This window comes from Streptomyces sp. NBC_00207 (assembly GCF_045160965.1).
GTDB lineage: Bacteria > Actinomycetota > Actinomycetes > Streptomycetales > Streptomycetaceae > Streptomyces.
In genome coordinates this window covers 3,858,275-3,881,746 of record NZ_CP130715.1, presented here as the reverse complement: position 1 = coordinate 3,881,746, position 23,472 = coordinate 3,858,275, and the positions used below count along the sequence as shown (strand labels likewise).

Genomic DNA, 23,472 nt, shown 5'->3' with positions numbered 1-23,472 from the left:
TTTCGGATCTCGTCTGACCGACAAGATCCAAAAGAGGCGACCTGGCCCGGCACCACCACCCGGTCCCCGCGCGAGCGGCGCCGCCGAACGGCCGTCTCCCCCGAACGGACGCCGTCCCGTTGCGGGGGTGGTGGAGCCGGGTTCGACTCGGCCCATGAGTACCGACCAGCCGCCGCCGGGCGAGCCGCCCGAGGAGGACCCGTTCCTCAAGAAGCCCCAGGAACCGACGCCTCCGTCGGGCGGTTCGCCGTACGGCTCACCGCCCCCCGGAAGCGGCGGCCCCCCGCCGCCGCCCCCGGGAGGCCCGGGCGGCGGGGGGTACCCGCCCCCACCACCCCCGTACGGCGGCGGCGACCCCTACGGCGGCGGCCCCGCCATGCCCGATCCGCTCGCGGGGATGCCCCCGCTCGCCGACTTCGGCAGGCGGCTCGCCGCACGCATCATCGACGTGCTGATCGTCGCCGTCCCGCTGTTCCTCATCCAGCTGGCCTTCGGCACCAACCGGTACATGGTCGAGACGGACCGGGGCGAGGACGTCAGCGAGGTCATCACCAAGTCGTACAGCGGCAGCGGCCTGCTGATGACACTGATCTCGATCGTCGCGTACGTCGGCTACGACTGGTGGTTCACCAAGAAGAGCGGCCAGACGGTCGGCAAGAAGGCGCTGAGCCTGCGCGTGGCGATGCTCAACGACGGCAGCGTGCCGAGCTCCAAGGCGGCCCTGAGCCGCGCCGCCGTGCTCTGGCTGCCGACGCTGATCTGCTGCTTCTGCCTGTGGCCGATCGCCCTGGTGGTCTCGATCCTCGTCGACAAGCCCTACAAGCAGGGCCTGCACGACAAGGCCGCCAAAACGGTCGTGGTCCAGGCCACCACCTAGCGCGCGGGCAGCGCGCTGCAGCGCGGGCGACCGTCCTCCGGGGCGGCCGCCCGCGCTGCGTCGCGCTCGGCTCCCGCGCACCGCGCGCACGGTCCGCGCGGCGGGCGAAAGCTCAGTGGTGGACGGGGTGTTCGGCCTCGGCGGTCCGGGGATCGGGCACCCGGGCGGCCGGCGTCGCACCCTCGTGGGAGGCGGGCTCCGCGGTGGGCGCGGGAGCCGCGGAGGCCCTCGTACCGGCCGCGTGACGGCCGCGGCGGCGCGGCACGGGCACGGTGAGGGCGACGAGCAGACCCAGGGCGAGCGCGGCTGCGGAGATGACCGCGACCCCGAGCCCGGTGCTCGTCTGCGAGAGCAGCAGCATGGCGATCGTCGACACGATGACCGTGGCGGAGCCGTAGGCGAGCTGTGCGGCAGTCGGACGCGGCATGGCGATATCCGTCCTCGGGAGGGGAGGGGGAGTCGGCTCAACTAGGTCGCGCGTCAAGTGACTCTATGACGGGAGATGCCCGAGAGGAACCGCCGGTAAGCGTGACCTAACACACGGTGCCGGAGCACGGGGGGCGCACGGGATCATTTTCCGTGCCGCGGCAGAGGGGGAAATGGGGACGGGGCGGACCTTCGGCGGGGTCGGGAAGCTCCCTTCGCCCCGTATGGCAGCGGAACGTCCGGATACCGGAACTCCCTGACCGCATAGTGCAGTTGTAAGGGCCAAGTCAAGGTCTGTCTTTTCTTGCTTCTCTCCGGTCAAATGTCGTCACTTGAGACGCGCGCCGCGCGGAACCCCCCGCTCCTATGGAGAAGTTCCGACCTACGTCGCGGCCGCGGGAGGGGAACGACATCAAGTGACCAGCAATTCCGCCAGACGGCGTGCGATACGCGCTGCCGCCGTCACCGTGACCATGGCTGCTTGTGCGACAAGCGCCACCTTCTTCACCGTCACCGCGGCCCAGGCCGAGGGCAAGGCCTCGGCCGCCCCGGCTCCCGCGGCGGACCGGCAGGACCCGACCGCTCCTGCCAAGGTCGTCGAGCACGACCTGAAGGGCCCGTTCAGCGAGCAGCAGGCCCAGCAGCGCAAGGCCGCCCTGGACCAGGTGCTCCAGGGCAAGAAGGACGTCGAGCAGCGCGGCGCCTCCAAGGTCGTCAAGCTCGACGACAAGAAGTACGTCGAGCTCGGCCGCGAGAAGACCGACAAGATCTTCACGATCCTCGTCGAGTTCGGCGACCAGGTCGACAACACGACCATGTTCGACCCGGACGGCCCCGGCCCGAAGCCGGCGGTTCCGAAGTACGGCGGCACCCCCGGTCCGCTGCACAACACGATCGCCGAGCCGGACCGTGCGAAGGACAACAGCACCGCCTGGCGCAAGGACTTCAGCCGCGATTACTTCCAGGACCTGTACTTCGCGTCGGGTCAGGGCAAGGACTCGCTGAAGACCTACTACGAGAAGACCTCCTCGGGCCGCTACTCGGTCGAGGGCGAGGTCGCCGACTGGGTCAAGGTCCCGTACAACGAGGGCCGTTACGGCTCCAACTACTGCGGCCAGACCAACTGCTCCAACGTGTGGGACACCGTCAAGGACGGCGTCACCGCGTGGGTGGAGGCCCAGAAGAAGGCCGGGAAGACCGACGCCGAGATCAAGGCGAAGCTGGCCCAGTACGACCTCTGGGACCGCTACGACTTCGACGGCGACGGCAACTTCAACGAGCCCGACGGCTACATCGACCACTTCCAGATCGTCCACGCGGGCGAGGACGAGTCGGCCGGCGGCGGCGTGCAGGGCACGACCGCGCTGTGGGCGCACCGCTGGTACGCCTACGGCACCGCGGCGGGCAAGACCGGCCCGGAGAACAACAAGGCCGGCGGCACCCAGATCGGTGACTCCGGCATCTGGGTCGGCGACTACACGATGCAGCCCGAGAACGGCGGCCTCGGCGTCTTCGCGCACGAGTACGGCCACGACCTCGGCCTGCCCGACCTCTACGACACCTCCGGTGGCGGCGAGAACAGCGTCGGCTTCTGGTCCCTGATGTCGGCCGGCTCCTGGCTCGGCACGGGCAAGGACTCCATCGGCGACCTCCCGGGCGACATGACCGCCTGGGACAAGCTCCAGCTGGGCTGGCTGAACTACGACACGGCGAAGGCCGCGACGAAGTCCACCCACAAGCTGGGCGTGGCGGAGTTCAACACCAAGGACAAGCAGGGCCTGGTCGTCAACCTGCCGAAGAAGCAGGTCAAGACCGAGGTCGTCGCGCCCGCCGAGGGTTCCGCCCAGTGGTGGAGCGGCATGGGTGACGACCTCAAGAACACCCTCACCCGGTCGGTGGACCTGACGGGCAAGACGTCCGCCGCGCTGTCCCTCAAGGGCTGGTGGGACATCGAGGCCGACTACGACTACCTCTACACCGAGGTGTCCACGGACGGCGGCGCCACCTGGACCGCCCTCGCCGGCACCGCCGACGGCACGGCCATCCCGGCCGACGCCTCCGGCAGCCCGTCGCTCACCGGTGTCTCGGGTGCCTGGAAGTCGCTGAACTTCCCGCTCGACGCCTACGCGGGCAAGAAGGTCGACCTCCGCTTCCGCTACCAGACGGACGGCGGCGCGGGCGGCAAGGGCTTCACCGCCGACGCCGTGACCCTCACCGCGAACGGCTCCGCGCTGTTCACCGACGGCGCCGAGAACGGCGACAACGGCTGGACCGGCAAGGGCTTCTCCCGCATCGGCGCCAGCTTCACCAAGGAGTACGCGCAGTACTACCTGGCCGAGAACCGCCGTTACGTCTCGTACGACAAGACCCTCAAGGTCGGCCCGTACAACTTCGGCTTCGGCAACACCAAGCCCGACTGGGTCGAGCACTACCCGTACCAGGACGGCCTGCTCATCTGGCAGTGGGACACCAGCCAGAAGGACAACAACACCAGCGCCCACCCGGGCCAGGGTCTGATCCTCCCGATCGACGCCAACGCCAAGCCCATGAAGTGGGCCGACGGCACCCTGCTGCGGAACAAGATCCAGCCGTACGACGCGACCTTCAGCGCCTACTCGACGGACGCGTTCACGCTGCACAAGAACGGCGAGTCGCTCTTCCTGAAGCCGAAGCCCGCCAACCTGGTCTTCGACGACCACAAGGGCAAGTACTTCTACGACGAGAACCCGACCGGATCGGTGAAGGTCACTGACACCAACACCAAGATCAAGATCCTGAAGGAGACCTACGACGGTGAGGTCATGACCGTCGAGGTGGGTCCCTCCTCGAAGTAATTCGGTAAAACCGCAGGTCAAAGCGTGATCGGCCGTCGCCCTCTAGCGGGCGGCGGCCGATCGCGTTTAGATGCCCGGTACGAGTTTCTTATTGACGGGGGAGATGACAGCCATGCCCGATGGAGGTTTCGTCAGATTGCCAGGCGGCAGCGTGGTCGTAGCGCTCACGCTGCCGAGGCCGTGCGGAGAAGGCGGAAATGTCCGTGTTCTGGTGCACGCCGCGAACCGGGCCCGCGCCCTGACCAGGCTGCGGAACCTCGGGATGCGGGCCGTGTACCTGCGGGGCAACGCGCACCCGCCGACGCCGGACGAGGTCACGGCCGTCCTGCACCATCCGGACGGCCTGCTGTGGCGCGGCGCGCCCGACCGTGCGCAGGAGCTCTGGCACCCCATCCGGGCCCTGCTGGGGACCTAGGACGGCCCCTGGGCGCCCCCGGCCGCGTCCTGGCCGCCCTGGGCGCCCTCGTGGCCGTCCCGGCCCGCCTTGTGGCCCACCAGGGTCACCCCCGCCGCACGGAGCTCCTCCAGGGCCCGTGCGGTGGTGTGCGGGGCGACGGCGGCCGTCAGGTCTAGCAGGACGCGGGTGCCGAAGCCGGCGCGGGCGGCGTCGAGGGCGGTGGCCCGGACGCAGTGATCGGTGGCGATCCCGACCACGTCCACCTCGGTGACCTGCCGGTCCCGCAGCCACTGGCCGAGCGTCGCCCCGTTCTCGTCGGCGCCTTCGAAGCCGCTGTACGCGGCCTCGTACGCGCCTTTGTCGAAGACGGCGGCGACGGCGCCCGAGGCCACGGCGGGGGCGAAGTTCGGGTGGAAGCCCACGCCCTCGGTCCCGGCGACGCAGTGGACGGGCCAGGAGGTCTCGAAGTCCGGCTCCGCCGGGGGGTGCGCGAAGTGGGCACCGGGATCGATGTGGTGGTCCCGGGTGGCGACGACGTGCCGGTACGCGGGCGTGGCCTGGCCGATGTACTCGGTGACGGCGGCGGCGACGTCGGCTCCGCCGGTGACCGCGAGGCTGCCGCCTTCGCAGAAGTCGTTCTGTACGTCGACGACGATCAGTGCGCGGTGCATGACGTTGTCCTTCGGCTCGATGTCTCTGTGCGGCGGCGGGGCCCTGCGGGGGCTCTTCCCCCACCCCGCCCCTTCCCGCTGTGCTGCATGGCGGCTGCGCCGCGTGGGGGCTCTGCCCCCAGACCCCCGCGCCTCAAACGCCGGCGGGGCTGAGATTGCCCTGCGGGCAGCTCCAGCCGCGCCCGGCAGGCGGCCCCGGCCAGATCCAGCCCCGCCGGCGTTTGAGGCGCGGGCGCGGAGCGCCGTGGGGGGTCCGGGGCGGAGCCCCGGCTAGGCGTACTCCGTCGGGAGCACGGCCTCGCCGCGCGAGAGCTGCGTCGCGGAGAGCGGCAGCCGCGCGAGGGCGGCGCGGTGGCGTTCGCGCGCGGCCTCCAGCGGCTCGCGGGCGACCACCTCGCCGGCCTTGACCAGCTGGGTCAGGAGCTGGTGGTCGGCCAGGGCCGACGGGACCGGCCCGGTCCCGACGACCTCCGCCTCGGCGACGCCCTCCGCGTCCACCCGCCGCGCCGCCCACTTGCGGCCGCCGATGGAGGTCTTGCCGCCCGAGGACTTCTTCGCCACCGGAGCCAGCGCCGCCTTGGGGTCCGCGGAGACGGCCCGCGCCACCAGCTTGTAGACCATCGAGCACGTCGGGTGCCCGCTGCCCGTCACCAGCTGGGTGCCCACGCCGTACGCGTCCACGGGCGCCGCCGCCAGCGAGGCGATGGCGTACTCGTCCAGGTCCGAGGTGACCACGATCTTCGTCGCCGTCGCCCCCAGCTCGTCCAGCTGCTGCCGCACCCGGTGGGCGACCAGCAGCAGGTCGCCGGAGTCGATCCGGACCGCGCCGAGGTCGGTGCCGGCCACCTCGACGGCGGTGCGGACGGCCTCGGCCACGTCGTAGGTGTCCACCAGGAGGGTGGTGCCCCGCCCCAGCGAGGCCACCTGCGCGGTGAAGGCGTCCCGCTCGCTGTCGTGCACCAGCGTGAAGGCGTGCGCGCTCGTGCCGACCGTCGGGATCCCGTACCGGAAGCCGGCCGCCAGGTCCGAGGTCGAGGCGAAGCCGCCCACGTACGCGGCCCGCGACGCGGCCACCGCCGCCAGTTCGTGCGTGCGCCGCGCGCCCATCTCGATCAGCGGGCGTTCGCCCGCCGCCGAGGACATCCGGGAGGCGGCCGCGGCGATCGCCGAGTCGTGGTTGAGGATCGACAGGATCACGGTCTCCAGCAGCACGCACTCGGCGAAGCTGCCCTCGACCCGCAGGATCGGCGATCCGGGGAAGTAGACCTCCCCCTCCGGGTAGCCCCAGATGTCGCCGGAGAAGCGGTACGAGGACAGCCAGTCCAGGGTCCGCATGTCGACGACGGCCCGCTCGCGCAGGAACTCCAGCACCGCACTGTCGAAGCGGAAGTTCTCCACCGCGTCGAGCACCCGCCCGGTTCCCGCGACGACCCCGTAACGGCGCCCCTCGGGCAGCCGCCGGGTGAAGACCTCGAAGACCGAGCGGCGGTCGGCGGTGCCGTTGGCCAGGGCGGCCTGCAGCATCGTGAGCTCGTAATGGTCCGTGAAGAGCGCTGTCGACGGCACGTCCACCGGCAGGCCCAGGTCCGCAGGGTTCATGTCACGGATGCTAGCGCACATCTCGTCAAAGTGACGAGATCTAGGACCCGTTTGTGCGACGGGCCCGTCACGGTGGCAGCATGGGACAAGTGAGTGTTGCTCCTGTAGAGATCGAACGCACCGAATCCGCCGAAGAGACCTTCGCGGTCCCCGAACCCGACGTCCCCTGGGTGACCCTGGTGCACAACGACCCGGTCAACCTCATGAGCTACGTGGCGTACGTGTTCCAGGCGTACTTCGGCTATTCGAAGGACGTGGCGCACAAGCTGATGCTCGATGTCCACCACAAGGGGCGGGCGGTCGTGTCCAGCGGCACCCGCGAGGAAATGGAGCGCGACGTGCAGGCCATGCACGGCTACGGCCTGTGGGCGACCCTCTCCCAGGACCGCAACTGATGGGCGGCACGTTCCAGCCCCTGAAGGGCGGCGGCGGCGCCGCCATCGCGCTCGACGAGATCGAGATCTCCATCCTGCGCTCCCTGGCCGTCCAGATGCTCGAACTGATCGGCCCCGGCGAGCCGGAGCCCGCCGAGGACGCCGACCCGCTCGCCGCGCTGTTCGCCGAGGGACCCTCCGAGCCTCCGACCGACCCGGCGCTGGCCCGGCTCTTCCCCGACGCCTACGGAGGCCCGGACGGGCCGGGGCCCAAGGAGGACCCGGAGGAGCTGCGCGCGCACTCCGCGGAGTTCCGCCGCTTCACCGAGAACGACCTGCGCACCCGCAAGCGGGAGGACGCGCTGGCCGTCGTACGCAGCCTGGACGGGCTCACCCCGGCCGGCGACGGGGCGGCGGTGCTGGAGCTGACCGGCGAGCTGCCGCTGCGCTGGCTCGGCGCCCTCAACGACCTGCGCCTGACCCTCGCGGCCCGCCTCGACATCACCGAGGACGACGAGAGCGCGGCGCTGTTCCGGCTGCCGGACGACGACCCGCGCAAGCCGATGGTGATGGCGTACCTCTGGCTGGGCGGCCTGCAGGAGACGCTCATCGAGACCCTGTGACCCGAGCGCTGTGACCGTGCGGCCCGCTGCGGGCCGTCCAAGATCCTCTGAAGATCCTCAAGCGGGTACGGCGTTCGCTCAGCGGACGCTCAAATCCGGATAACGATCAGATCACCGCCATGCGGTGATCTGATCTGTTCGATCATCTTTGTCCTGAATTTTTGGTGCCCTGCGCCACATTTCTCCCCCTCGGGCAGCCGTAAGCACGTGATAAATCTTCACGACTGCCGAAGGGACGCCACCCATGTCCCCCGGCTCGCTTGGACCGGCGGACCGCCGGCGTGCAACTCCATCCGTATCCGGGGGGATCGAGGACCCGATCCGCAGCCAATGAAGGCGCGGGTCGGCGTGGAGAAAGGCGCACCAGACATGACCTCTGTGCAGGTCGAGCAGCACGGCAAGACGCCCGGCGAGGGCACACAGGGCGAGGGCGGCGAGGGCTACCACCGCACGCTCGGCGCCCGGCAGATCCAGATGATCGCGATCGGCGGAGCCATCGGCACCGGCCTGTTCCTGGGCGCCGGCAAGGCGATCTCCAAGGCCGGCCCCAGCCTGATCCTGGCCTACGCGATCGCGGGCCTGGTCATCTTCTTCATCATGCGGGCCCTGGGCGAGCTGCTCATGTACCGCCCCGTCTCCGGCTCCTTCTCGGACTACGCCCGCGAGTTCCTGGGCCCGTTCTGGGGATACGTCACCGGCTGGACGTACTGGCTGTTCTGGGTGGTCACCGGCATCACCGAGGTCACGGCCGCCGCGCAGTACATGTCGTACTGGACCCACGACAGCTTCCCGCAGTGGGCCTACGCGCTGATCTTCACCGTCATCCTCTACGCCGCCAACCTGATCTCCGTGAAGCTCTTCGGTGAGCTGGAGTTCTGGTTCTCCATGGTCAAGGTCACCGCCATCGTCGGCATGATCCTGATCTGCGCCGGCATCCTCACCATCGGCTTCTCCGACGCGGCCGACACCGCCACCGTCACCAACCTGTGGAACGACGGCGGCTTCTTCCCCAAGGGCATCGGCGGCACGCTGATGACCCTGCAGATCGTCATGTTCGCCTTCCTCGCGGTCGAGCTGGTCGGCGTCACCGCCGGCGAGTCCAAGGACCCCGAGAAGACCCTGCCCAAGGCCATCAACACCGTGCCGTGGCGCATCGCCGTCTTCTACGTCGGCGCACTGATCATGATCCTGTCGGTCGTCCCGTGGACGCACTTCCAGCCGGGCGTCTCGCCCTTCGTCGCCGCCTTCGAGCGCATGGGCCTCGGCATCGGCGCCGCGATCGTCAACTTCGTCGTGCTGACCGCCGCGCTGTCCTCCTGCAACTCGGGCATGTACTCCACCGGCCGCATGCTCCGCGACCTCGCGATCAACGGCCAGGGCCCGAAGGTCTTCACCAAGCTCACCAAGAGCGGCACCCCGCTGGTCGGCACCACCTTCTCCGCCGCGCTGATGCTGGTGGGCGTCTGGATCAACTACGTCGCCCCGGGCAAGGCCTTCGACTACGTCGTCTCCTTCGCCACCATCTCCGGCATGTGGGCCTGGATCATGATCCTGGTCTGCCAGATCCGCTACCGGGCCAAGGCCGACCGCGGCGAGCTGCCGCAGTCCGCGTTCCGCGCCCCCGGCGCCCCGTACACGAGCTGGTTCGCGCTGCTCTTCATCGGCATGGTCATCGTGATGATGGGCGCCGACAAGGACTCCCGCGTCTCGCTGTACTGCGCCCCGCTGTGGGGTCTGATCCTCGGCGTCTCCTACCTGGTCATGAAGTCCCGCGACCCGCGCGGCGCGGCCTTCACCAAGGCCTCCTAGCACCCGGAGACCGCGGTTCCCGGCCGCCTGCCGCGGCCGGGAACCGTGCTCCCGGGGCGTTGCCCCGGGCCGGTCTGTCCATCATGCGGGCCCTTCCGTACCACTCCTCGGTACGGAAGGGCCCGTCTGCTTATCCTGTCGCTCATGCTGACCCTCACCCAGGCCCTGTACGACCAGATCGTCAAGCACGCCCGCCAGGACCACCCCGACGAGGCGTGCGGCGTCGTGGCGGGCCCGGCCGGCACCGGCCGCCCCGAGCGGTTCATCCCGATGCTCAACGCGGCCCGCTCGCCCACGTTCTACGAGTTCGACTCGAAGGATCTGCTCAAGCTCTACCGCGATCTGGACGACCGGGACGAGGAGCCGGTGATCGTCTACCACTCGCACACCGCCACCGAGGCCTACCCCTCGCGCACCGACGTCACGTACGCGAACGAGCCCGGCGCGCACTACGTCCTCGTCTCGACGGCGGACGAGGACGGCCTCGGAGAGTTCCAGTTCCGCTCGTACCGGATCGTCGACGGCGTGATCACCGAGGAAGAAGTGCAGGTCGTCGAGGCCTACTGACCATCATGTGAGCGGTCCGCGTCCACGATGCGGGATCACACTCCAAACCCGGGACCGGGAATCGTTAACATGACCGCATGGTTTCCCACGACGTGAGCATCGAGACGCCCGGCAGGCTGCTGCTCGTGGCGCGGCTGCACGTCGACCTGTGCCGCCTCGCCAGCGCCATCTGTCCTGCCGTCTGAGCACCAGAGCCCCTCTGCGCGGGGGGCCGACGAACCGCGCGCCGCACGTTCTCACGCCCCTGCCTACGCCCTGACGACTGGAGACAGCCATGGCCATCGAGGTCCGCATCCCCACCATCCTCCGCACCTACACCGAAGGCGAGAAGGCCGTCTCCGGTGAGGGCGCGACCCTCGCCGACCTCTTCGCCGACCTGGAGACCCGCCACAAGGGCATCCAGGAGCGCATCGTCGACGACGCCAAGGGCGGCGAACTGCGCCGCTTCGTGAACGTCTACCTCAACGACGAGGACGTCCGCTTCCTCGACGGCATCTCCACCGCGCTCAAGGACGGCGACAGCGTCACCATCCTCCCGGCCGTGGCCGGCGGATCGAAGTAATGCGCTACGACTCCCCGCTGGCCGCGGTCGGCAACACGCCGCTGGTCCGGCTGCCCCGGCTGTCGCCCTCGGACGACGTCCGCATCTGGGCCAAGCTGGAGGACCGCAACCCGACCGGCTCGATCAAGGACCGCCCCGCGCTCCACATGGTCGAGCAGGCCGAGAAGGACGGCCGGCTGTACCCCGGCTGCACCATCCTGGAGCCGACCTCGGGCAACACCGGCATCTCGCTGGCGATGGCGGCCAAGCTCAAGGGCTACCGCATCGTGTGCGTGATGCCGGAGAACACCAGCCAGGAGCGGCGCGACCTGCTGGCCATGTGGGGAGCCGAGATCATCTCGTCGCCGGCCGCCGGCGGCTCGAACACCGCGGTCCGGGTGGCCAAGGAACTGGCCGCGGAGCACCCGGACTGGGTGATGCTCTACCAGTACGGCAACCCGGACAACGCGGGCGCGCACTACGCCACCACGGGCCCGGAGATCCTCGCCGACCTCCCGTCGATCACCCACTTCGTGGCGGGCCTCGGCACGACTGGCACCCTGATGGGCGTCGGCCGCTACCTGCGCGAGAACGTGCCCGGAGTGAAGATCGTCGCGGCGGAGCCGAGGTACGACGACCTGGTGTACGGGCTGCGCAACCTCGACGAGGGCTTCGTCCCCGAGCTGTACGACGCCTCGGTCCTGACGACCCGCTTCTCGGTGGGCTCGGCGGACGCGGTGACCCGCACGCGGGAGCTGCTGCAGCAGGAGGGGATCTTCGCGGGCGTCTCCACGGGAGCCGCCCTGCACGCGGCGATCGGCGTCGGGCGCAAGGCGGTGGCCGCGGGCGAGACGGCGGACATCGTCTTCGTCGTGGCCGACGGCGGCTGGAAGTACCTCTCGACCGGCGTCTACACGGCCGCGACCACCGAAGAGGCCATCGAGGTCCTCCAGGGCCAACTCTGGGCGTAGCCCCGGCGGGGCCGGAATTTCCAGCCCCGCCGGCGTTTGAGGCGCGGGCGCGGAGCGCCGTGTCGTGACCAGGGCCGGGTCCGAGTCCGTGTTGGGGCCGGGGCCGGGTCGAGCCCGGTCAGCCGGACAGCAGCTCCGCGAGCACGGCCGCATGGCTGGAGGCCGGGTCCTTGACCGCGGTCAGGAGGGTGAGCGGGCCCGCCCCGGCCAGCGAACGGAGCCGCGCCAGCTCGGCCACCGCCTCCGGCCCGGCCAGCTCCGCCTCGTACCGCTCCCGGAACTCCCCGGCGGAGCCACCCCCGTGGAACCACTTGCGCAGCTCGTTCGACGGCGTGACCGCCTTCGGCCACTCGTCCACCGCCGCCGCCTCCTTCGCCAGGCCCCGCGGCCAGAGCCGGTCCACGAGGACCCGTACCCCGTCCGCACCCGGCTCCGGCGCGTCGTACACGCGCCGCAAGCGGATCACCGGTTTCACCGCTCGCCTCCCAGTCCCTTGATCTCGTCCCACACCGCCGGGTCCAGCACCCCTCGCCGCGTCCGGAACTCCCACAGCGACACCTCCGCCGGCCGGTCCGCCTCCAGGAAGGCCGCCCGGCCCTGCGCCCCCACCGTCCCCGGCGGCAGCGGGATCACCCCGGCCCGCCGGTCGTCGTACTTCCCGGTGATCCACGCGACCCGCGCGCGGTGGCCCCGTACCGACTCGACCGCCAGGACCAGGCACGTCCGGCCGTCCGCCAAGGACCACAGCTCTCCGGCGCGCGGATGCGGCGGCGGACCGGACCCGTGCGCCGACGGGGCCCGGCGGGGCAGCCCCAGCCGTCCCCCGGCGACCAGCACCACCAGCGCCACTGCCACGACCGCAGCCACCGCGGGCCACCAGGACGTGTCCATGTCTCGACCGTAGCCGCGCCACCGGCGCCCGGCACCCGGCGCGCCCGTACGGCGGCATGGGCAGTCTGCTCTAGGGCCGTACACCTGACCGCTTGCCATTACTGGGTATGAGTGGTGCAGGCGGTGACTTCCCCCACAACGGCCCGCCGCGGAGGAGCGACCGGACGTTTCGCGCCTTACGCTCGACGCACGCACGGCCCGCATTCCGTCCACGGACCGTCCACGGAGGTTCACGCTCCATGAAGCTCACCGTCGTCGGCTGTTCGGGGTCGTTCCCGTCCGCGGAATCGGCCTGTTCGAGCTACCTCGTCGAGGCCGACGGCTTCAGGCTGCTCCTCGACATGGGCAACGGCGCACTCGGCGATCTCCAGCGCCACTGCGGTCTCTACGACCTCGACGCGATCTTCCTGAGCCACCTGCACGCCGATCACTGCATCGACATGTGCGCGTACTTCGTCGCCCGCTTCTACCGGCACGAGGGCGGCCGCTGCGGCACCATCCCCGTCTACGGGCCCGAGGGCACCGAGCGGCGCCTGACCACCGCCTACGACGACGTCCCCGACGAGCGCTCGATGAGCGAGGTCTTCGACTTCCGCACCCTGAAGTCCGGGAACTTCGAGATCGGGCCGTTCCAGATCCGCACCGAGCGGGTCGCCCACCCCGTCGAGTCGTACGGCATCCGCATCGAGCACGGCGGCCGCTCGCTCACGTACTCCGGGGACACCGGCGCCTGCCCCGAGCTGGGGCTGCTCGCCGACGGCACCGACCTCTTCCTCTGCGAGGCCTCCTTCACGCACGGCAAGGAGGACATCCCGGACCTCCACCTGAACGGCCGCGAGGCCGGCGAGTACGCGCGCGGCGGCGACGTCGGCCGGCTCGTCCTCACGCACATCCCGCCGTGGACGGACGCGGCGCAGAACCTCGCCGACGCCCGCGCGGTCTACGGCGGCCGGGTCGACCTGGCGTACGCGGGCGCGGTCTACGAGGTCTGACGGCCCACCACGACAACGAGGAGCCCCCGCTCTCCCTTCCGGGAGAGCGGGGGCTCCTTCGTGCGTACGGCGTCGCCTACTTGGCCTCGGCCTTCAGCAGCTCGGCGAGCTCCTCGTCGGACTCGCGGCCCGGCGTCGGGAGGTTGAACCTGACGATCGCGAAGCGGAAGACGACGTAGTAGACCACCGCGAAGCAGAGGCCGACGCCCGCAAGCATCCACGGCTTCTCCGCGATGCCCAGGTTCAGCAGGAAGTCGACGAGGCCGGCCGAGAAGCCGAAGCCGTCGCGCATGCCCAGGGCCCAGGTCAGGGCCATCGAGATACCGGTCAGCACCGCGTGGATCGCGTACAGCACCGGGGCGATGAACATGAAGGTGAACTCGATCGGCTCGGTGACACCGGTGACGAAGGAGGTGAGCGCGAGGGAGAGCATCATGCCGCCGACGACCTTGCGGCGCTCGGGGCGGGCGCAGTGCACGATCGCGAGGCAGGCCGCCGGGAGGGCGAACATCATGATCGGGAAGAAGCCGGTCATGAACTGTCCGGCGCTCGGGTCACCGGCGAGGAAGCGGCCGATGTCACCGTGGACGGCGCCGGTCGGGGTGTCGAACGAACCGGCCTGGAACCACGGGAAGGAGTTCAGCAGGTGGTGCATGCCGATCGGGATGAGCGCACGGTTGGCGACACCGAAGATGCCCGCGCCGACCGAGCCGGAACCGACGAGCCACTCGCCGAAGTTGTGCAGACCCGTGCCGAGGACCGGCCAGATGAGACCGAAGACGATGCCGGCGAGCAGGCCCGCGAGGGCGGAGAGGATCGGGACGAGGCGGCGGCCGCCGAAGAAGCCCGCCCAGTCCGGCAGCTTGGTCCGGTAGAACTTCTGGTAGAGCAGGGCCGTGATGATGCCCATCACGACACCGCCGAGGACACCGGCGTCGACCGTGGCGTCCACCAGGGCGACCTTGTGGTCGATGACCTTCTCGACCTGCGGCAGGTTGCTGTCGGTGAAGGTGGCGAGGACCTTCTTGAACACCAGGTACCCGGTCACGGCGGCCAGCGCGGTGGAGCCGTCCGACTTCTTGGCGAAGCCGATCGCGATGCCCACGGCGAACAGCAGCGCCATGTTCTCGAGGATGGCGCCGCCACCGGCGGCCATGTAGCCGGCGATCTTGGTCACGAACGTGGGGAAGACGTCGGCGTCGCCGAGCATGTCACCCGCGCCCAGGCGGAGCAGGAGAGCGCCGGCAGGCAGGACGGCCACGGGGAGCATGAGGCTCCGGCCGATGCGCTGCATGACGGCCATCACGCCAGCGCCCTTCTTCTTCTCGGCCGCGGGGGCGGCAGCCGTGGTCACAAGGTCCTCCAGTGGGCAAGGCGCCGCCAGAGGAAACGGGGACGGCGACGTCTTAGAAAGGGGGGATACACGGGGGCTCGAACGCGCCTCGTGGTCTACACCAATTGTGGTGTAGACCAGTTGTAACACGGTGAGGGATAGATAAGGAACCTTCGATTTCCTGTGGCCTGGATCACATGTCCCGGGGTATGCCGAAGGGCCCCCGGATCGTGATCCGAGGGCCCTTGACGGACCGCGTTCCAGCCCTGTCGGGCGGCGGGTTCAGGCCTTGGTGGTCTCCTCCTGCATCGCCTCGATCTCCTCGTCCGACTCCCGGCCCGGGGTCGGGATGTCGAACTTCGTGATCGCGAAGCGGAAGACCGCGTAGTAGACGACGGCGAAGGCCAGGCCGATCGGAATGATCAACCAGGGCTTCGTCGCCAGGCTCCAGTTGATGAAGTAGTCGATCAGACCGGCCGAGAAACTGAAGCCGTCGTGGACACCCAGTGCCCACGTCACCGCCATGGAGGCACCCGTCAGCAGCGCGTGGATGACGTACAGCGCGGGCGCCACGAAGAGGAAGGAGTACTCCAGCGGCTCGGTGATGCCCGTGACGAACGAGGTCAGCGCCACCGACAGCATCAGACCGCCGACCTCCTTGCGCCGCTTCGGCTTCGCGCAGTGCGTGATCGCCAGCGCCGCCGCGGGAAGGGCGAACATCATGATCGGGAAGAAGCCGGAGAGGAACTGCCCGGCGTTCGGGTCGCCCGCCAGGAACATCGGGATGTCGCCGTGCACGACCTGGCCGTCCGGCTTGGTGTAAGTGCCGAACTGGAACCACACCGGCACGTTCAGGAACTGGTGCAGGCCGATCACCAGCAGCGCACGGTTCGCGACGCCGAAGATGCCGGCGCCCCAGGAGCCCAGGCCCACCAGCCAGTCGGAGAAGCTCTCCAGCCCGGCGCCGATCGGCGGCCAGATCCACAGGCAGAGTGCGGCGAAGGCGATCGCGACGAAGGTCATGATGATCGGGACCAGCCGGCGGCCGTTGAAGAAGCCGAGCCAGTCCACCAGCTTGACCCGGTGGTAGCGCTGCCAGCACCAGGCGGCGAGCAGGCCCATGATGATGCCGCCGAAGACCCCCGGATTCTGGAAGGTGTACTCGGCGAAGCTGTCGTCCGGCCCCAGGCAGCCGCCCCCGATGTCCTTGGTCCCCACGGGGCAGGCCGTGGGGAACGCGCGCAGGACGCTGCGGTAGACGAGGAAGCCGACCACCGCCGCCAGTGCCGTCGAGCCGTCGGCCTTCTTGGCCATGCCGATCGCGACGCCGACGCAGAAGAGGAGCGGCAGGCCCAGGTCGGCGTTGAGCAGGGCGCCGCCCGCGGCGGCCATGACCTTGGCGATCTGCGGCCAGACGCCGTCCCCCTCGGCGTTGATCAGGCCGAGCCGGTTGAGGATGCCCGCCGCGGGGAGGACGGCGATCGGCAGTTGCAGGCTCCGCCCCATCTTCTGCAGCCCCTGGTACAGGGTGTTCCGCCTCTTCGGCCGTGGCACTGTGGCGGCGCTGCTCGCGCTCATCGGCGTCCTCCCTGACCGGCCCGTTTTTGGCTGCCGCAACACTTACGGCACACTGGTGTAGACCAGTTGTGGGCAGGTTGCTGCTGATCGTCATCATTCGGCAGAGACCGGTCATGCGCTCGCATAGATGCGCCAACCGTGCGTTACCGTGACAAAGCGGACCGCACAGGTGGCTCTCCATGTACCGGCCGCGCCGAGACTCGTTCTTCGAAACACTCAGGGAGAAACACATGGCCACCAAGGCTGAGAAGATCGTCGCCGGGCTCGGCGGCATCGACAACATCGAAGAGGTCGAGGGCTGCATCACCCGCCTGCGCACCGAGGTCGTCAACCCCGACCTCGTCGACGAAGCCGCGCTCAAGGCCGCCGGCGCCCACGGCGTCGTCAAGATGGGCACCGCGATCCAGGTCGTCATCGGCACCGACGCCGACCCGATCGCCGCCGACATCGAAGACATGATGTGAGCCGGATCCCTTAGCCCGGGCCCCACGCCCCACACCACAGCGGACCCCGTCCCGGAACCACCCGGACGGGGTCTTCGCGTTCCACCGCAGGGACTAGGCTCGGAGCCATGTCTCGCATCGACGGCCGTACGCCCGAACAGCTCCGCCCGGTCACCATCGAACGCGGATGGAGCAAGCACGCCGAGGGCTCCGTCCTCATCTCCTTCGGAGACACCAAGGTCTTCTGCACCGCCTCCTTCACCGAAGGCGTCCCGCGCTGGCGCAAGGGCAGCGGCGAAGGCTGGGTCACCTCCGAGTACTCGATGCTGCCGCGCTCCACCAACACCCGCGGCGACCGCGAATCCGTACGCGGCAAGATCGGCGGCCGCACCCACGAGATCTCCCGCCTCATCGGCCGCTCGCTGCGCGCCGTCATCGACTACAAGGCCCTCGGCGAGAACACCATCGTCCTGGACTGCGACGTCCTCCAGGCCGACGGCGGCACCCGCACCGCCGCCATCACCGGCGCCTACGTGGCGCTCGCCGACGCCGTCGCCTGGGGCCAGCAGAAGAAGCTCATCAAGGCCGGCCGCAAGCCGCTCACCGGCACCGTCGCCGCCGTCAGCGTCGGCATCGTCGACGGCGTCCCGCTCCTCGACCTCTGCTACGAGGAGGACGTGCGCGCCGAGACGGACATGAACGTGGTCTGCACCGGCGACGGCCGCTTCGTCGAGGTCCAGGGCACCGCCGAGGGCGAGCCCTTCGACCGCAAGGAACTGAACGCCCTCCTCGACCTCGCCGCCGGCGGCTGCGCGGACCTGGAAGCCATCCAGCTGGGCGCACTCGAACTTTAGGCGGCAACCGCCGGGCCCGGCCCGGCGTCTAGGAAGACACGGGCGCACGGTGTCACAGCCGTGCGCCCGTCCACGCATCCCAATCCTGCTCCCGGGGAGAACCGCATGAAGCTCCGCATCGCGGCCATAGCCGTGGCCGCCGTACTGACCGTCCCGGCCCTGTCCGCCTGCGACGCGATCTCCACGGCGATGGACTGCGCGAACACGGCGGTGGCCATCACCGACGGCGCGAACGACCTCCAGCAGGCGGTCTCCCAGGCGGGCAACAGCCCGCAGGACGCCCAGAACGCGCTCGACCAGATCGAGACGAACCTCAAGAAGATCGGCGACCAGACGGACAACGCCGACCTTGGCAAGGCCATCGACTCGATGAACACGGCCGTGAAGAACGTCCGCACCTCCATCGAGAGCGGCAATAGCGTCCCGGACATCCAGCCCGTCGCGGACGCGGCCAGCGAGATCTCCAAGGTCTGCACCCCGGGATAATGGGCGCATGACCTCGACGCCCAGCCGCCTGATCCTGGCCACCCGCAACGCGGGCAAAGTCTCCGAACTCCACGCCATCCTGTCCGAAGCCGGCCTGCCTCACGAGCTGGTCGGCGCGGACGTGTACCCGGAGATCCCGGACGTCAAGGAGACCGGGGTCACCTTCGCCGAGAACGCCCTCCTCAAGGCGCACGCCCTCGCGCAGGCCACCGGCCTCCCGGCGGTCGCCGACGACTCCGGCCTCTGCGTGGACGTCCTGAACGGCGCCCCCGGCATCTTCTCGGCCCGCTGGGCCGGCACGCACGGAGACGACAAGGCGAACCTCGACCTCCTGCTGGCCCAGCTCGGGGACATCGCCGACGAGCACCGCGGCGCGCACTTCTTCTGCGCGGCCGCCCTCGCCCTCCCCGACGGCACGGAACGAGTCGTCGAGGGCCGCCTCCTGGGCACCCTCCGCCACACCCCGTCCGGCACGGGCGGCTTCGGCTACGACCCGATCCTCCAGCCCCTGGGCGAATCCCGTACCTGCGCGGAACTCACCCCGGCGGAAAAGAACGCCATCTCCCACCGAGGCCAGGCCTTCCGCGCCCTCGTCCCGTTCGTCCGCGCCCTCCTGACCTGACGCCCGACACGCCGAAGGCCCCGTACGCAACCGGTACGGGGCCTTCGGTGTTGACGTGCGGTTGGGGGGACTCGAACCCCCACGGGTTTTACCCCACTGGGACCTAAACCCAGCGTGACTGCCAATTCCACCACAACCGCAACATGTCGCCCAATTCGGACATCGAGTCCGATCGGGCTGCGCTCAGTCTACGGGGAGGGTGGGAGCCTTGGCATGAGGGTTTCGGCACCACGTGTCCGTCAACGAGTGGCAGTTGGGGCGCAGGTTTCATCCGGAAGCAGAGCGGCCCGCACCGGGTGGGGTGCGGGCCGCTGCGTCGGGCGTGGGTGGGTCAGATGCCCAGGTCCTTGATGATCTTGGCTACGTGGCCCGTGGCCTTGACGTTGTAGAAGGCGTGCTCGACCTTGCCCGCCTCGTCGACGACCACCGTGGAGCGGATGACTCCGGTGACCGTCTTGCCGTACAGCTTCTTCTCGCCGAACGCGCCGTACGCCGTCAGGGTCTCCTTCTCCGGGTCACCGACCAGGGTGACCTTCAGGTTCTCCTTCTCGCGGAACTTCGCCAGCTTCTCCGGCTTGTCCGGGGAGACGCCGATGACGTCGTAGCCGGCCGTGGCCAGGACGTCCAGATTGTCCGTGAAGTCGCAGGCCTGCTTCGTGCAGCCCGGGGTCAGGGCGGCCGGGTAGAAGTAGACGATCACCTTGCGGCCCTTGTGGTCGGCGAGCGAGACCTCGTTGCCGTCCGCGTCGGGCAGGGTGAAGGCGGGGGCGGTGTCGCCCGGCTGGAGTCGCTCGCTCATCTGGACAGTCTCCTCAAGAGGGGATCGGTACGTCTCGAGACTAAGCTGACAGACTGTTCACCGGGGACTACCCCCCACCGGACCACGACGACGGAGGCAGCGCGGTGCCCGAAGCCAGGACTCCCGCACAGATCGAGGCGGACATCGTCCGCCGCCGCGAGCAGCTCGCCGAGACGCTCGACGAGATCGGCGTGCGTGTGCACCCGAAGACGATCATCGGGGATGCGCGGGCCCGGGTCGCCTCGACCGTCGACCACACGGCCGGGCGGGCCTTCGCCGCGGTGAACCGCATCGTGACGGATCTGCGGGACGGCCTGCGCAACGACGACGGGACGCCGCGCCCCGAGCGGATCGTGCCGGTCGCCCTGCTCGCGGTGGGTCTCGTCGGTGTGGTTGTCCTGTCGGCACGACGCAGGCGCGCGTGACCCTGAGCGGGACGGGGCGGGCGCGGGCAGGTAGGTTCGGGTCGTGAGCGAGAACACCACCCACGACAAGCTGCCCATCCGCATGCTGCACGACCGCGTGCTCGTGAAGTCCGACCTGCCGGAGGGCGAGCGCCGCTCGGGCGGCGGCATCCTGATTCCGGCGACGGCCGCGGTGGGCAAGCGGCTGGCCTGGGCCGAGGTGGTCGCGGTCGGGCAGAACGTACGGACGGTCGAGCCCGGGGACCGGGTCCTGTACGACCCCGAGGACCGTGCCGAGGTCGAGGTGCGGGGCGCGACGTACGTGCTGATGCGCGAGCGGGACCTGCACGCCGTGGCCGCGGAGCGGCTGGAGGGGTCGGAGGACTCCACCGGCCTGTACCTGTGAGCGTGCGCGCGTTCCCGAGCTGATCCGCAGAAGGGCTGGTGGCCTTGGTCACCGGCCCTTTTCGCTGCGTTTTGCTACGGTGGAGGAGAACCCGACGAGACGCGCCGTACCGGGTACGACAAGACGACGCACCCCGTATCGCTCGATGTCTCGGAGGTGCCGTCATGGCCTGGGTTCTTCTTGTTGTCGCCGGTGTGATCGAAGTCGGCTGGTCGATCGGCATGAAATTCACCGAGGGCTTCACCCGGCTCTGGCCCACTGTGTTCACGGGCGCCGGGATCGTCACCAGCATGGTGCTGCTGTCCTACGCCGCGAAGACCCTGCCCATCGGTACCGCGTACGGAGTGTGGGTGGGCATCGGCGCCGCCGGCGCGGCCGTGCTCGGTATGGCGGTGCTGGGCGAGCCCGTCACCGCCTCCCGGATCTTCTTCATCTGTCTGCTGCTGGTCGCCGTGGTGGGGCTGAAGGTCACCTCCGGTCACTGACCGCCGGCGCCGGCGGTCATTCGAGGAACGCCGACGGCGGAGGGCGCAGGCCTGCGGCCGGCCCGCCGTCGGCGCCCTGGGTGCCCGTCGTTCCCTGGGTGCCCTGGGTGCCCTGGGTGGTGCCGCCGTTGTCCTGACCGCCCTGCGTCTGCCCGCCGTTGTCCTGGCCCCCGTTGTTCTGACCGCCCTGGGTCTGTCCTCCGTTGTTCTGGCCGCCGTTGTCCTGTCCTCCCTGGTTCTGGCCGCCGTTGTTCTGACCCCCTTGGTTCTGGCCGCCGTTGTCGCGGCCGCCCTGGGTCTGTCCGCCCGTCGGCGGGCTCGGACGTACCGGGGGCGCGGGCGTGAACTCGTCGTCCGGCGTCTCCTGCGGAGGGTTTGATTCCGGTGAGGGTGGCGGGGGCTGCGCCGCGCCCGGCTGGAGTTCCAGGTCGAAGTCGACGGGGTCGGTGCCCTCCAGGGCGGTCTTCGTGTACGCGGCCCAGATACGGGCCGGGTAGCCGCCACCGCCGATACGGGCTTCGCCGAGGGCGCCGTAGAGCGACTGCAGGGTTCCGGTGTCCGGGTCCTGGCCCATCATCGAGACGACCGTGACGAGGTTCGGGGTGTAGGCCGCGAACCAGGCCGAGCGGTCCAGTTCGCCGGTGCCGGTCTTGCCGGCGGCCGGGTGGCCGGCGGCGAGGGCGGCCGTACCGGTGCCGTTGTCCACGACGCTGACCAGCATGGAGGTGGTGGTGTCGGCGGCTTCGCGGCTGATGGTCTGCGTGGGGGTGCGCTCGGGCAGGCCGATCGTGTCGCCGCCCTTGGTGATCTTCTCCAGGAAGGTGTACGGGGTGCGGCGGCCGTGGTCGGCGAGGGTCGCGTAGGCCTGGGTCATGTCCAGGACGCTGGCCTGCATCGTGCCGAGCGCCATGGCGGGGCCCGGAACGAAGTTCGGGGTGTCCTCGGGGATGCCGAGGTCGATGGCGGTCCGCTTGACCTTGCCGGTGCCGACGTCGACCGCCATCTGCGCGTATACGGCGTTGACGGAGAGGTCGGTGGCGGTGTTGACGGTGATGTTCCCGTACGAGACCTGGCCCTCGTTCTCGGGGTTGAAGCGGATCCGGCCGCCGACGACCGGGCGCCTGTTGTCGCCGTTGTAGACGGTGTTCGGGGTGATCCGGCGGCCGTCCTGGGTACGGGAGTCGTTCTCGACCGCGGACGCGAAGACGAACGGCTTGAAGGTGGAGGCGACCTGGTAGTCGTGCCGGGTCGCGTTGTTGACGTACTGCTTGGTGTAGTCGATGCCGCCGTACATGGCGACGACCTTGCCGGTGGCCGGGTCGATGGAGACCCCGCCGGCCCGCACGAGCCGGTCCGCCTTGCGCGTTTCGGGGTCGAGTTTGCCGATCATCTGCTCGTCGACGGCGGCGACGAAGGCGTTCTGGCGGCGCTTGTCGATGGTGGAGGTGATGCGGTAGCCGCCCTCGGCGAGGGTCTTGTCGTCGAGGATCTTGTTCTCGACGATGTAGTCCTTGATGGCCTCGACGAGGTAGCCGCGCTGGCCGGAGAGTCCGGCGGCCGCGCGGACCTTGCCGGGCTCGGGGAACTGCGTCGCGGCGCGCTCGGTCTCGGACAGCCAGCCCTTCTTGACCATGCCGTCGAGTACGTAGTTCCAGCGGGCGAGGGCGCGGGGGCGGCTCTGGGGGTGGGCGACCACGTCGAAGGCGCTGGGGGAGTTGAGGAGGGTGGCGAGGTAGGCGCCCTCGGCGGTGGTGAGGTTGCTGACGTCCTTGCCGTAGTAGGCCTGGGCGGCGGCCTGGATGCCGTAGGCGTTGCGGCCGAAGTAGCTGGTGTTCAGGTAGCCCTCGAGGATGTAGTTCTTCGACTTCTCGCGGCCGAGTTTGATCGCGATGAAGAACTCTTTGACCTTCCGTTTGATCGTCTGTTCCTGGCCCAGGTAGTAGTTCTTGACGTACTGCTGGGTGATGGTGGAGCCGGACTGGGTGCCCTTGCCGGTCGCGGTGTTCCAGGCGGCGCGGAGCATCGCCTTGGGGTCCACGGCCCGTTCGGAGTAGAAGTCCCGGTCCTCGGCGGCCAGTACGGCTTCCTGTACGGTCCGCGGGATCTGGGAGAGCGGCACGTTGACGCGGTTGACCTCGCCGTCGCGGGCGATCTGGGAGCCGTCGGAGTAGAGGTAGACGTTGGACTGGGCGGTGGCGGCGGCGTTGGCCGGCGGGATGTCGACCAGCAGGTAGCCGGCCACGAGGGCGCCGCCGATGAGCAGGGCCAGGAGCAGGACGGCGCCCAGGACCATGCGCCAGGTGGGGATGAGGCGGCGCCAGCCGGTCCGCTTCGGGCGGGGCTTCTTCCCCGGTGCGGGCGGGCGGGGTTGCGGCTCGGCTTGCGGCTGCTGCCGGGGCCGCTGGTTCGCCGGTGGTCGCCGTGCTTCGGGCGGGGTGTCCGGGTCGCGAGGGGTCCAGCCCGGGGGTGGTGACTGGTCGCTCATCTCCA

27 protein-coding genes, 1 tRNA gene and 1 riboswitch are annotated in these 23,472 nt (G+C 69.8%); of the genes, 18 read left to right on the top strand and 10 right to left on the bottom strand.

The genetic code is table 11. The features are described 5' to 3' along the window. Positions 1-154 precede the first annotated feature (154 nt). On the top strand, positions 155-877 hold the full coding sequence (locus tag OG472_RS18545; RefSeq protein WP_401602326.1) for an RDD family protein: 723 nt from the start codon (positions 155-157) through the stop codon (positions 875-877). Between the two features lie 112 nt (positions 878-989). Here the strand turns inward: OG472_RS18545 and OG472_RS18540 are convergent, their stop codons facing one another. After that, a complete protein-coding gene (locus OG472_RS18540) occupies positions 990-1,304 on the bottom strand; it encodes a hypothetical protein (RefSeq protein ID WP_383567854.1) in 315 nt (104 codons plus the stop codon). A gap of 472 nt (positions 1,305-1,776) precedes the next feature. On the opposite strand from OG472_RS18540, the gene OG472_RS18535 reads away from it, so the two are divergent. Next, positions 1,777-4,137: an immune inhibitor A domain-containing protein gene (locus tag OG472_RS18535; RefSeq protein WP_401602324.1), complete on the top strand. Its 2,361-nt coding sequence runs from the start codon at positions 1,777-1,779 to the stop codon at positions 4,135-4,137. 112 nt (positions 4,138-4,249) lie between these two features. Further along, positions 4,250-4,552 carry a hypothetical protein gene (locus OG472_RS18530; protein ID WP_383567848.1) on the top strand — a complete coding sequence of 101 codons (303 nt, stop codon included), beginning with the start codon at positions 4,250-4,252 and terminating at the stop codon, positions 4,550-4,552. Here OG472_RS18530 and OG472_RS18525 read toward each other — a convergent pair. Continuing rightward, positions 4,549-5,205 carry an isochorismatase family protein gene (locus OG472_RS18525; protein ID WP_405830327.1) on the bottom strand — a complete coding sequence of 219 codons (657 nt, stop codon included), beginning with the start codon at positions 5,203-5,205 and terminating at the stop codon, positions 4,549-4,551. The genes OG472_RS18530 and OG472_RS18525 overlap by 4 nt on opposite strands. A gap of 270 nt (positions 5,206-5,475) precedes the next feature. Further along, positions 5,476-6,804 carry a nicotinate phosphoribosyltransferase gene (locus tag OG472_RS18520; RefSeq protein ID WP_401602320.1) on the bottom strand — a complete coding sequence of 443 codons (1,329 nt, stop codon included), beginning with the start codon at positions 6,802-6,804 and terminating at the stop codon, positions 5,476-5,478. Between the two features lie 80 nt (positions 6,805-6,884). Here OG472_RS18520 and clpS point away from each other — a divergent pair, with 80 nt between their 5' ends. The 7 genes from clpS (at position 6,885) to OG472_RS18485 (ending at position 11,689) form a co-directional block, all read left to right on the top strand. Beyond that, complete coding sequence (gene clpS / locus OG472_RS18515) at positions 6,885-7,199, top strand: ATP-dependent Clp protease adapter ClpS (protein WP_030717942.1); 315 nt, start codon at positions 6,885-6,887, stop codon at positions 7,197-7,199. Continuing rightward, the gene (locus tag OG472_RS18510; RefSeq protein ID WP_327414240.1) at positions 7,199-7,801 is read left to right on the top strand and encodes a DUF2017 domain-containing protein; all 603 of its coding nucleotides are present in this window, start codon (positions 7,199-7,201) and stop codon (positions 7,799-7,801) included. The genes clpS and OG472_RS18510 overlap by 1 nt, the downstream gene beginning before the upstream one ends. Before the next feature lie 369 nt (positions 7,802-8,170). Then, on the top strand, positions 8,171-9,610 hold the full coding sequence (locus OG472_RS18505; RefSeq protein ID WP_401602318.1) for an amino acid permease: 1,440 nt from the start codon (positions 8,171-8,173) through the stop codon (positions 9,608-9,610). 144 nt (positions 9,611-9,754) lie between these two features. Continuing rightward, positions 9,755-10,177, top strand: coding sequence for a Mov34/MPN/PAD-1 family protein (locus OG472_RS18500; protein ID WP_405830325.1), 423 nt, complete (start codon positions 9,755-9,757; stop codon positions 10,175-10,177). A gap of 77 nt (positions 10,178-10,254) precedes the next feature. After that, positions 10,255-10,362 (top strand): putative leader peptide, encoded by a 108-nt coding sequence (locus OG472_RS18495; protein WP_312847437.1) that lies wholly within the window; start codon positions 10,255-10,257, stop codon positions 10,360-10,362. 89 nt (positions 10,363-10,451) lie between these two features. Further along, a complete protein-coding gene (locus OG472_RS18490; protein WP_319728248.1) occupies positions 10,452-10,739 on the top strand; it encodes a MoaD/ThiS family protein in 288 nt (95 codons plus the stop codon). Then, on the top strand, positions 10,739-11,689 hold the full coding sequence (locus tag OG472_RS18485; RefSeq protein ID WP_361770606.1) for a cysteine synthase: 951 nt from the start codon (positions 10,739-10,741) through the stop codon (positions 11,687-11,689). The genes OG472_RS18490 and OG472_RS18485 overlap by 1 nt, the downstream gene beginning before the upstream one ends. A 118-nt stretch (positions 11,690-11,807) precedes the next feature. Here OG472_RS18485 and OG472_RS18480 read toward each other — a convergent pair whose 3' ends face one another. Together OG472_RS18480 and OG472_RS18475 are read right to left on the bottom strand one after the other, a co-directional pair. Then, entirely contained in the window at positions 11,808-12,155 is a 348-nt protein-coding gene (locus OG472_RS18480; RefSeq protein WP_401602514.1) for a DUF488 domain-containing protein, read from the bottom strand. Between the two features lie 5 nt (positions 12,156-12,160). Next, the gene (locus tag OG472_RS18475; RefSeq protein WP_401602315.1) at positions 12,161-12,580 is read right to left on the bottom strand and encodes a hypothetical protein; all 420 of its coding nucleotides are present in this window, start codon (positions 12,578-12,580) and stop codon (positions 12,161-12,163) included. A 239-nt stretch (positions 12,581-12,819) separates the two neighbouring features. Here OG472_RS18475 and OG472_RS18470 point away from each other — a divergent pair, with 239 nt between their 5' ends. Next, positions 12,820-13,572, top strand: a complete 753-nt coding sequence (locus tag OG472_RS18470) for an MBL fold metallo-hydrolase (protein ID WP_383567828.1) — start codon at positions 12,820-12,822, stop codon at positions 13,570-13,572. A gap of 76 nt (positions 13,573-13,648) precedes the next feature. Here OG472_RS18470 and OG472_RS18465 read toward each other — a convergent pair whose 3' ends face one another. Together OG472_RS18465 and OG472_RS18460 are read right to left on the bottom strand one after the other, a co-directional pair. After that, positions 13,649-14,875: a PTS transporter subunit EIIC gene (locus OG472_RS18465; RefSeq protein ID WP_401602512.1), complete on the bottom strand. Its 1,227-nt coding sequence runs from the start codon at positions 14,873-14,875 to the stop codon at positions 13,649-13,651. Between the two features lie 312 nt (positions 14,876-15,187). Then, positions 15,188-16,483, bottom strand: a complete 1,296-nt coding sequence (locus OG472_RS18460) for a PTS transporter subunit EIIC (RefSeq protein WP_401602313.1) — start codon at positions 16,481-16,483, stop codon at positions 15,188-15,190. 179 nt (positions 16,484-16,662) lie between these two features. On the opposite strand from OG472_RS18460, the gene OG472_RS18455 reads away from it, so the two are divergent. The 4 genes from OG472_RS18455 to rdgB all read left to right on the top strand — a co-directional run bounded on the left by OG472_RS18455 (position 16,663) and on the right by rdgB (position 18,888). Then, on the top strand, positions 16,663-16,947 hold the full coding sequence (locus OG472_RS18455; RefSeq protein WP_078893174.1) for a glucose PTS transporter subunit EIIB: 285 nt from the start codon (positions 16,663-16,665) through the stop codon (positions 16,945-16,947). Between the two features lie 107 nt (positions 16,948-17,054). Continuing rightward, on the top strand, positions 17,055-17,780 hold the full coding sequence (rph, locus tag OG472_RS18450; RefSeq protein WP_030717976.1) for a ribonuclease PH: 726 nt from the start codon (positions 17,055-17,057) through the stop codon (positions 17,778-17,780). A 105-nt stretch (positions 17,781-17,885) separates the two neighbouring features. Then, positions 17,886-18,266 carry a hypothetical protein gene (locus OG472_RS18445; protein ID WP_401602310.1) on the top strand — a complete coding sequence of 127 codons (381 nt, stop codon included), beginning with the start codon at positions 17,886-17,888 and terminating at the stop codon, positions 18,264-18,266. A 7-nt stretch (positions 18,267-18,273) separates the two neighbouring features. Next, complete coding sequence (gene rdgB, locus OG472_RS18440; RefSeq protein ID WP_401602308.1) at positions 18,274-18,888, top strand: RdgB/HAM1 family non-canonical purine NTP pyrophosphatase; 615 nt, start codon at positions 18,274-18,276, stop codon at positions 18,886-18,888. A 56-nt stretch (positions 18,889-18,944) separates the two neighbouring features. Here the strand turns inward: rdgB and OG472_RS18435 are convergent. Together OG472_RS18435 and bcp are read right to left on the bottom strand one after the other, a co-directional pair. Continuing rightward, positions 18,945-19,028: transfer RNA gene (locus OG472_RS18435), tRNA-Leu, on the bottom strand. A gap of 191 nt (positions 19,029-19,219) precedes the next feature. Then, positions 19,220-19,687, bottom strand: coding sequence for a thioredoxin-dependent thiol peroxidase (bcp, locus tag OG472_RS18430; protein WP_401602306.1), 468 nt, complete (start codon positions 19,685-19,687; stop codon positions 19,220-19,222). A gap of 104 nt (positions 19,688-19,791) precedes the next feature. On the opposite strand from bcp, the gene OG472_RS18425 reads away from it, so the two are divergent. The 3 genes from OG472_RS18425 (at position 19,792) to OG472_RS18415 (ending at position 20,982) form a co-directional block, all read left to right on the top strand. Further along, on the top strand, positions 19,792-20,112 hold the full coding sequence (locus OG472_RS18425) for a DUF3618 domain-containing protein (RefSeq protein WP_405830322.1): 321 nt from the start codon (positions 19,792-19,794) through the stop codon (positions 20,110-20,112). A gap of 43 nt (positions 20,113-20,155) precedes the next feature. Continuing rightward, on the top strand, positions 20,156-20,497 hold the full coding sequence (locus OG472_RS18420; protein WP_030009035.1) for a co-chaperone GroES: 342 nt from the start codon (positions 20,156-20,158) through the stop codon (positions 20,495-20,497). Positions 20,498-20,563: 66 nt separating this feature from the next. Next, positions 20,564-20,630, top strand: a riboswitch (guanidine-III (ykkC-III) riboswitch). A 31-nt stretch (positions 20,631-20,661) separates the two neighbouring features. Continuing rightward, positions 20,662-20,982, top strand: a complete 321-nt coding sequence (locus OG472_RS18415; RefSeq protein WP_405830320.1) for a DMT family transporter — start codon at positions 20,662-20,664, stop codon at positions 20,980-20,982. Positions 20,983-20,998: 16 nt separating this feature from the next. Here the strand turns inward: OG472_RS18415 and OG472_RS18410 are convergent, their stop codons facing one another. Further along, positions 20,999-23,467, bottom strand: a complete 2,469-nt coding sequence (locus tag OG472_RS18410; protein ID WP_405830318.1) for a transglycosylase domain-containing protein — start codon at positions 23,465-23,467, stop codon at positions 20,999-21,001. Positions 23,468-23,472 lie beyond the last annotated feature (5 nt).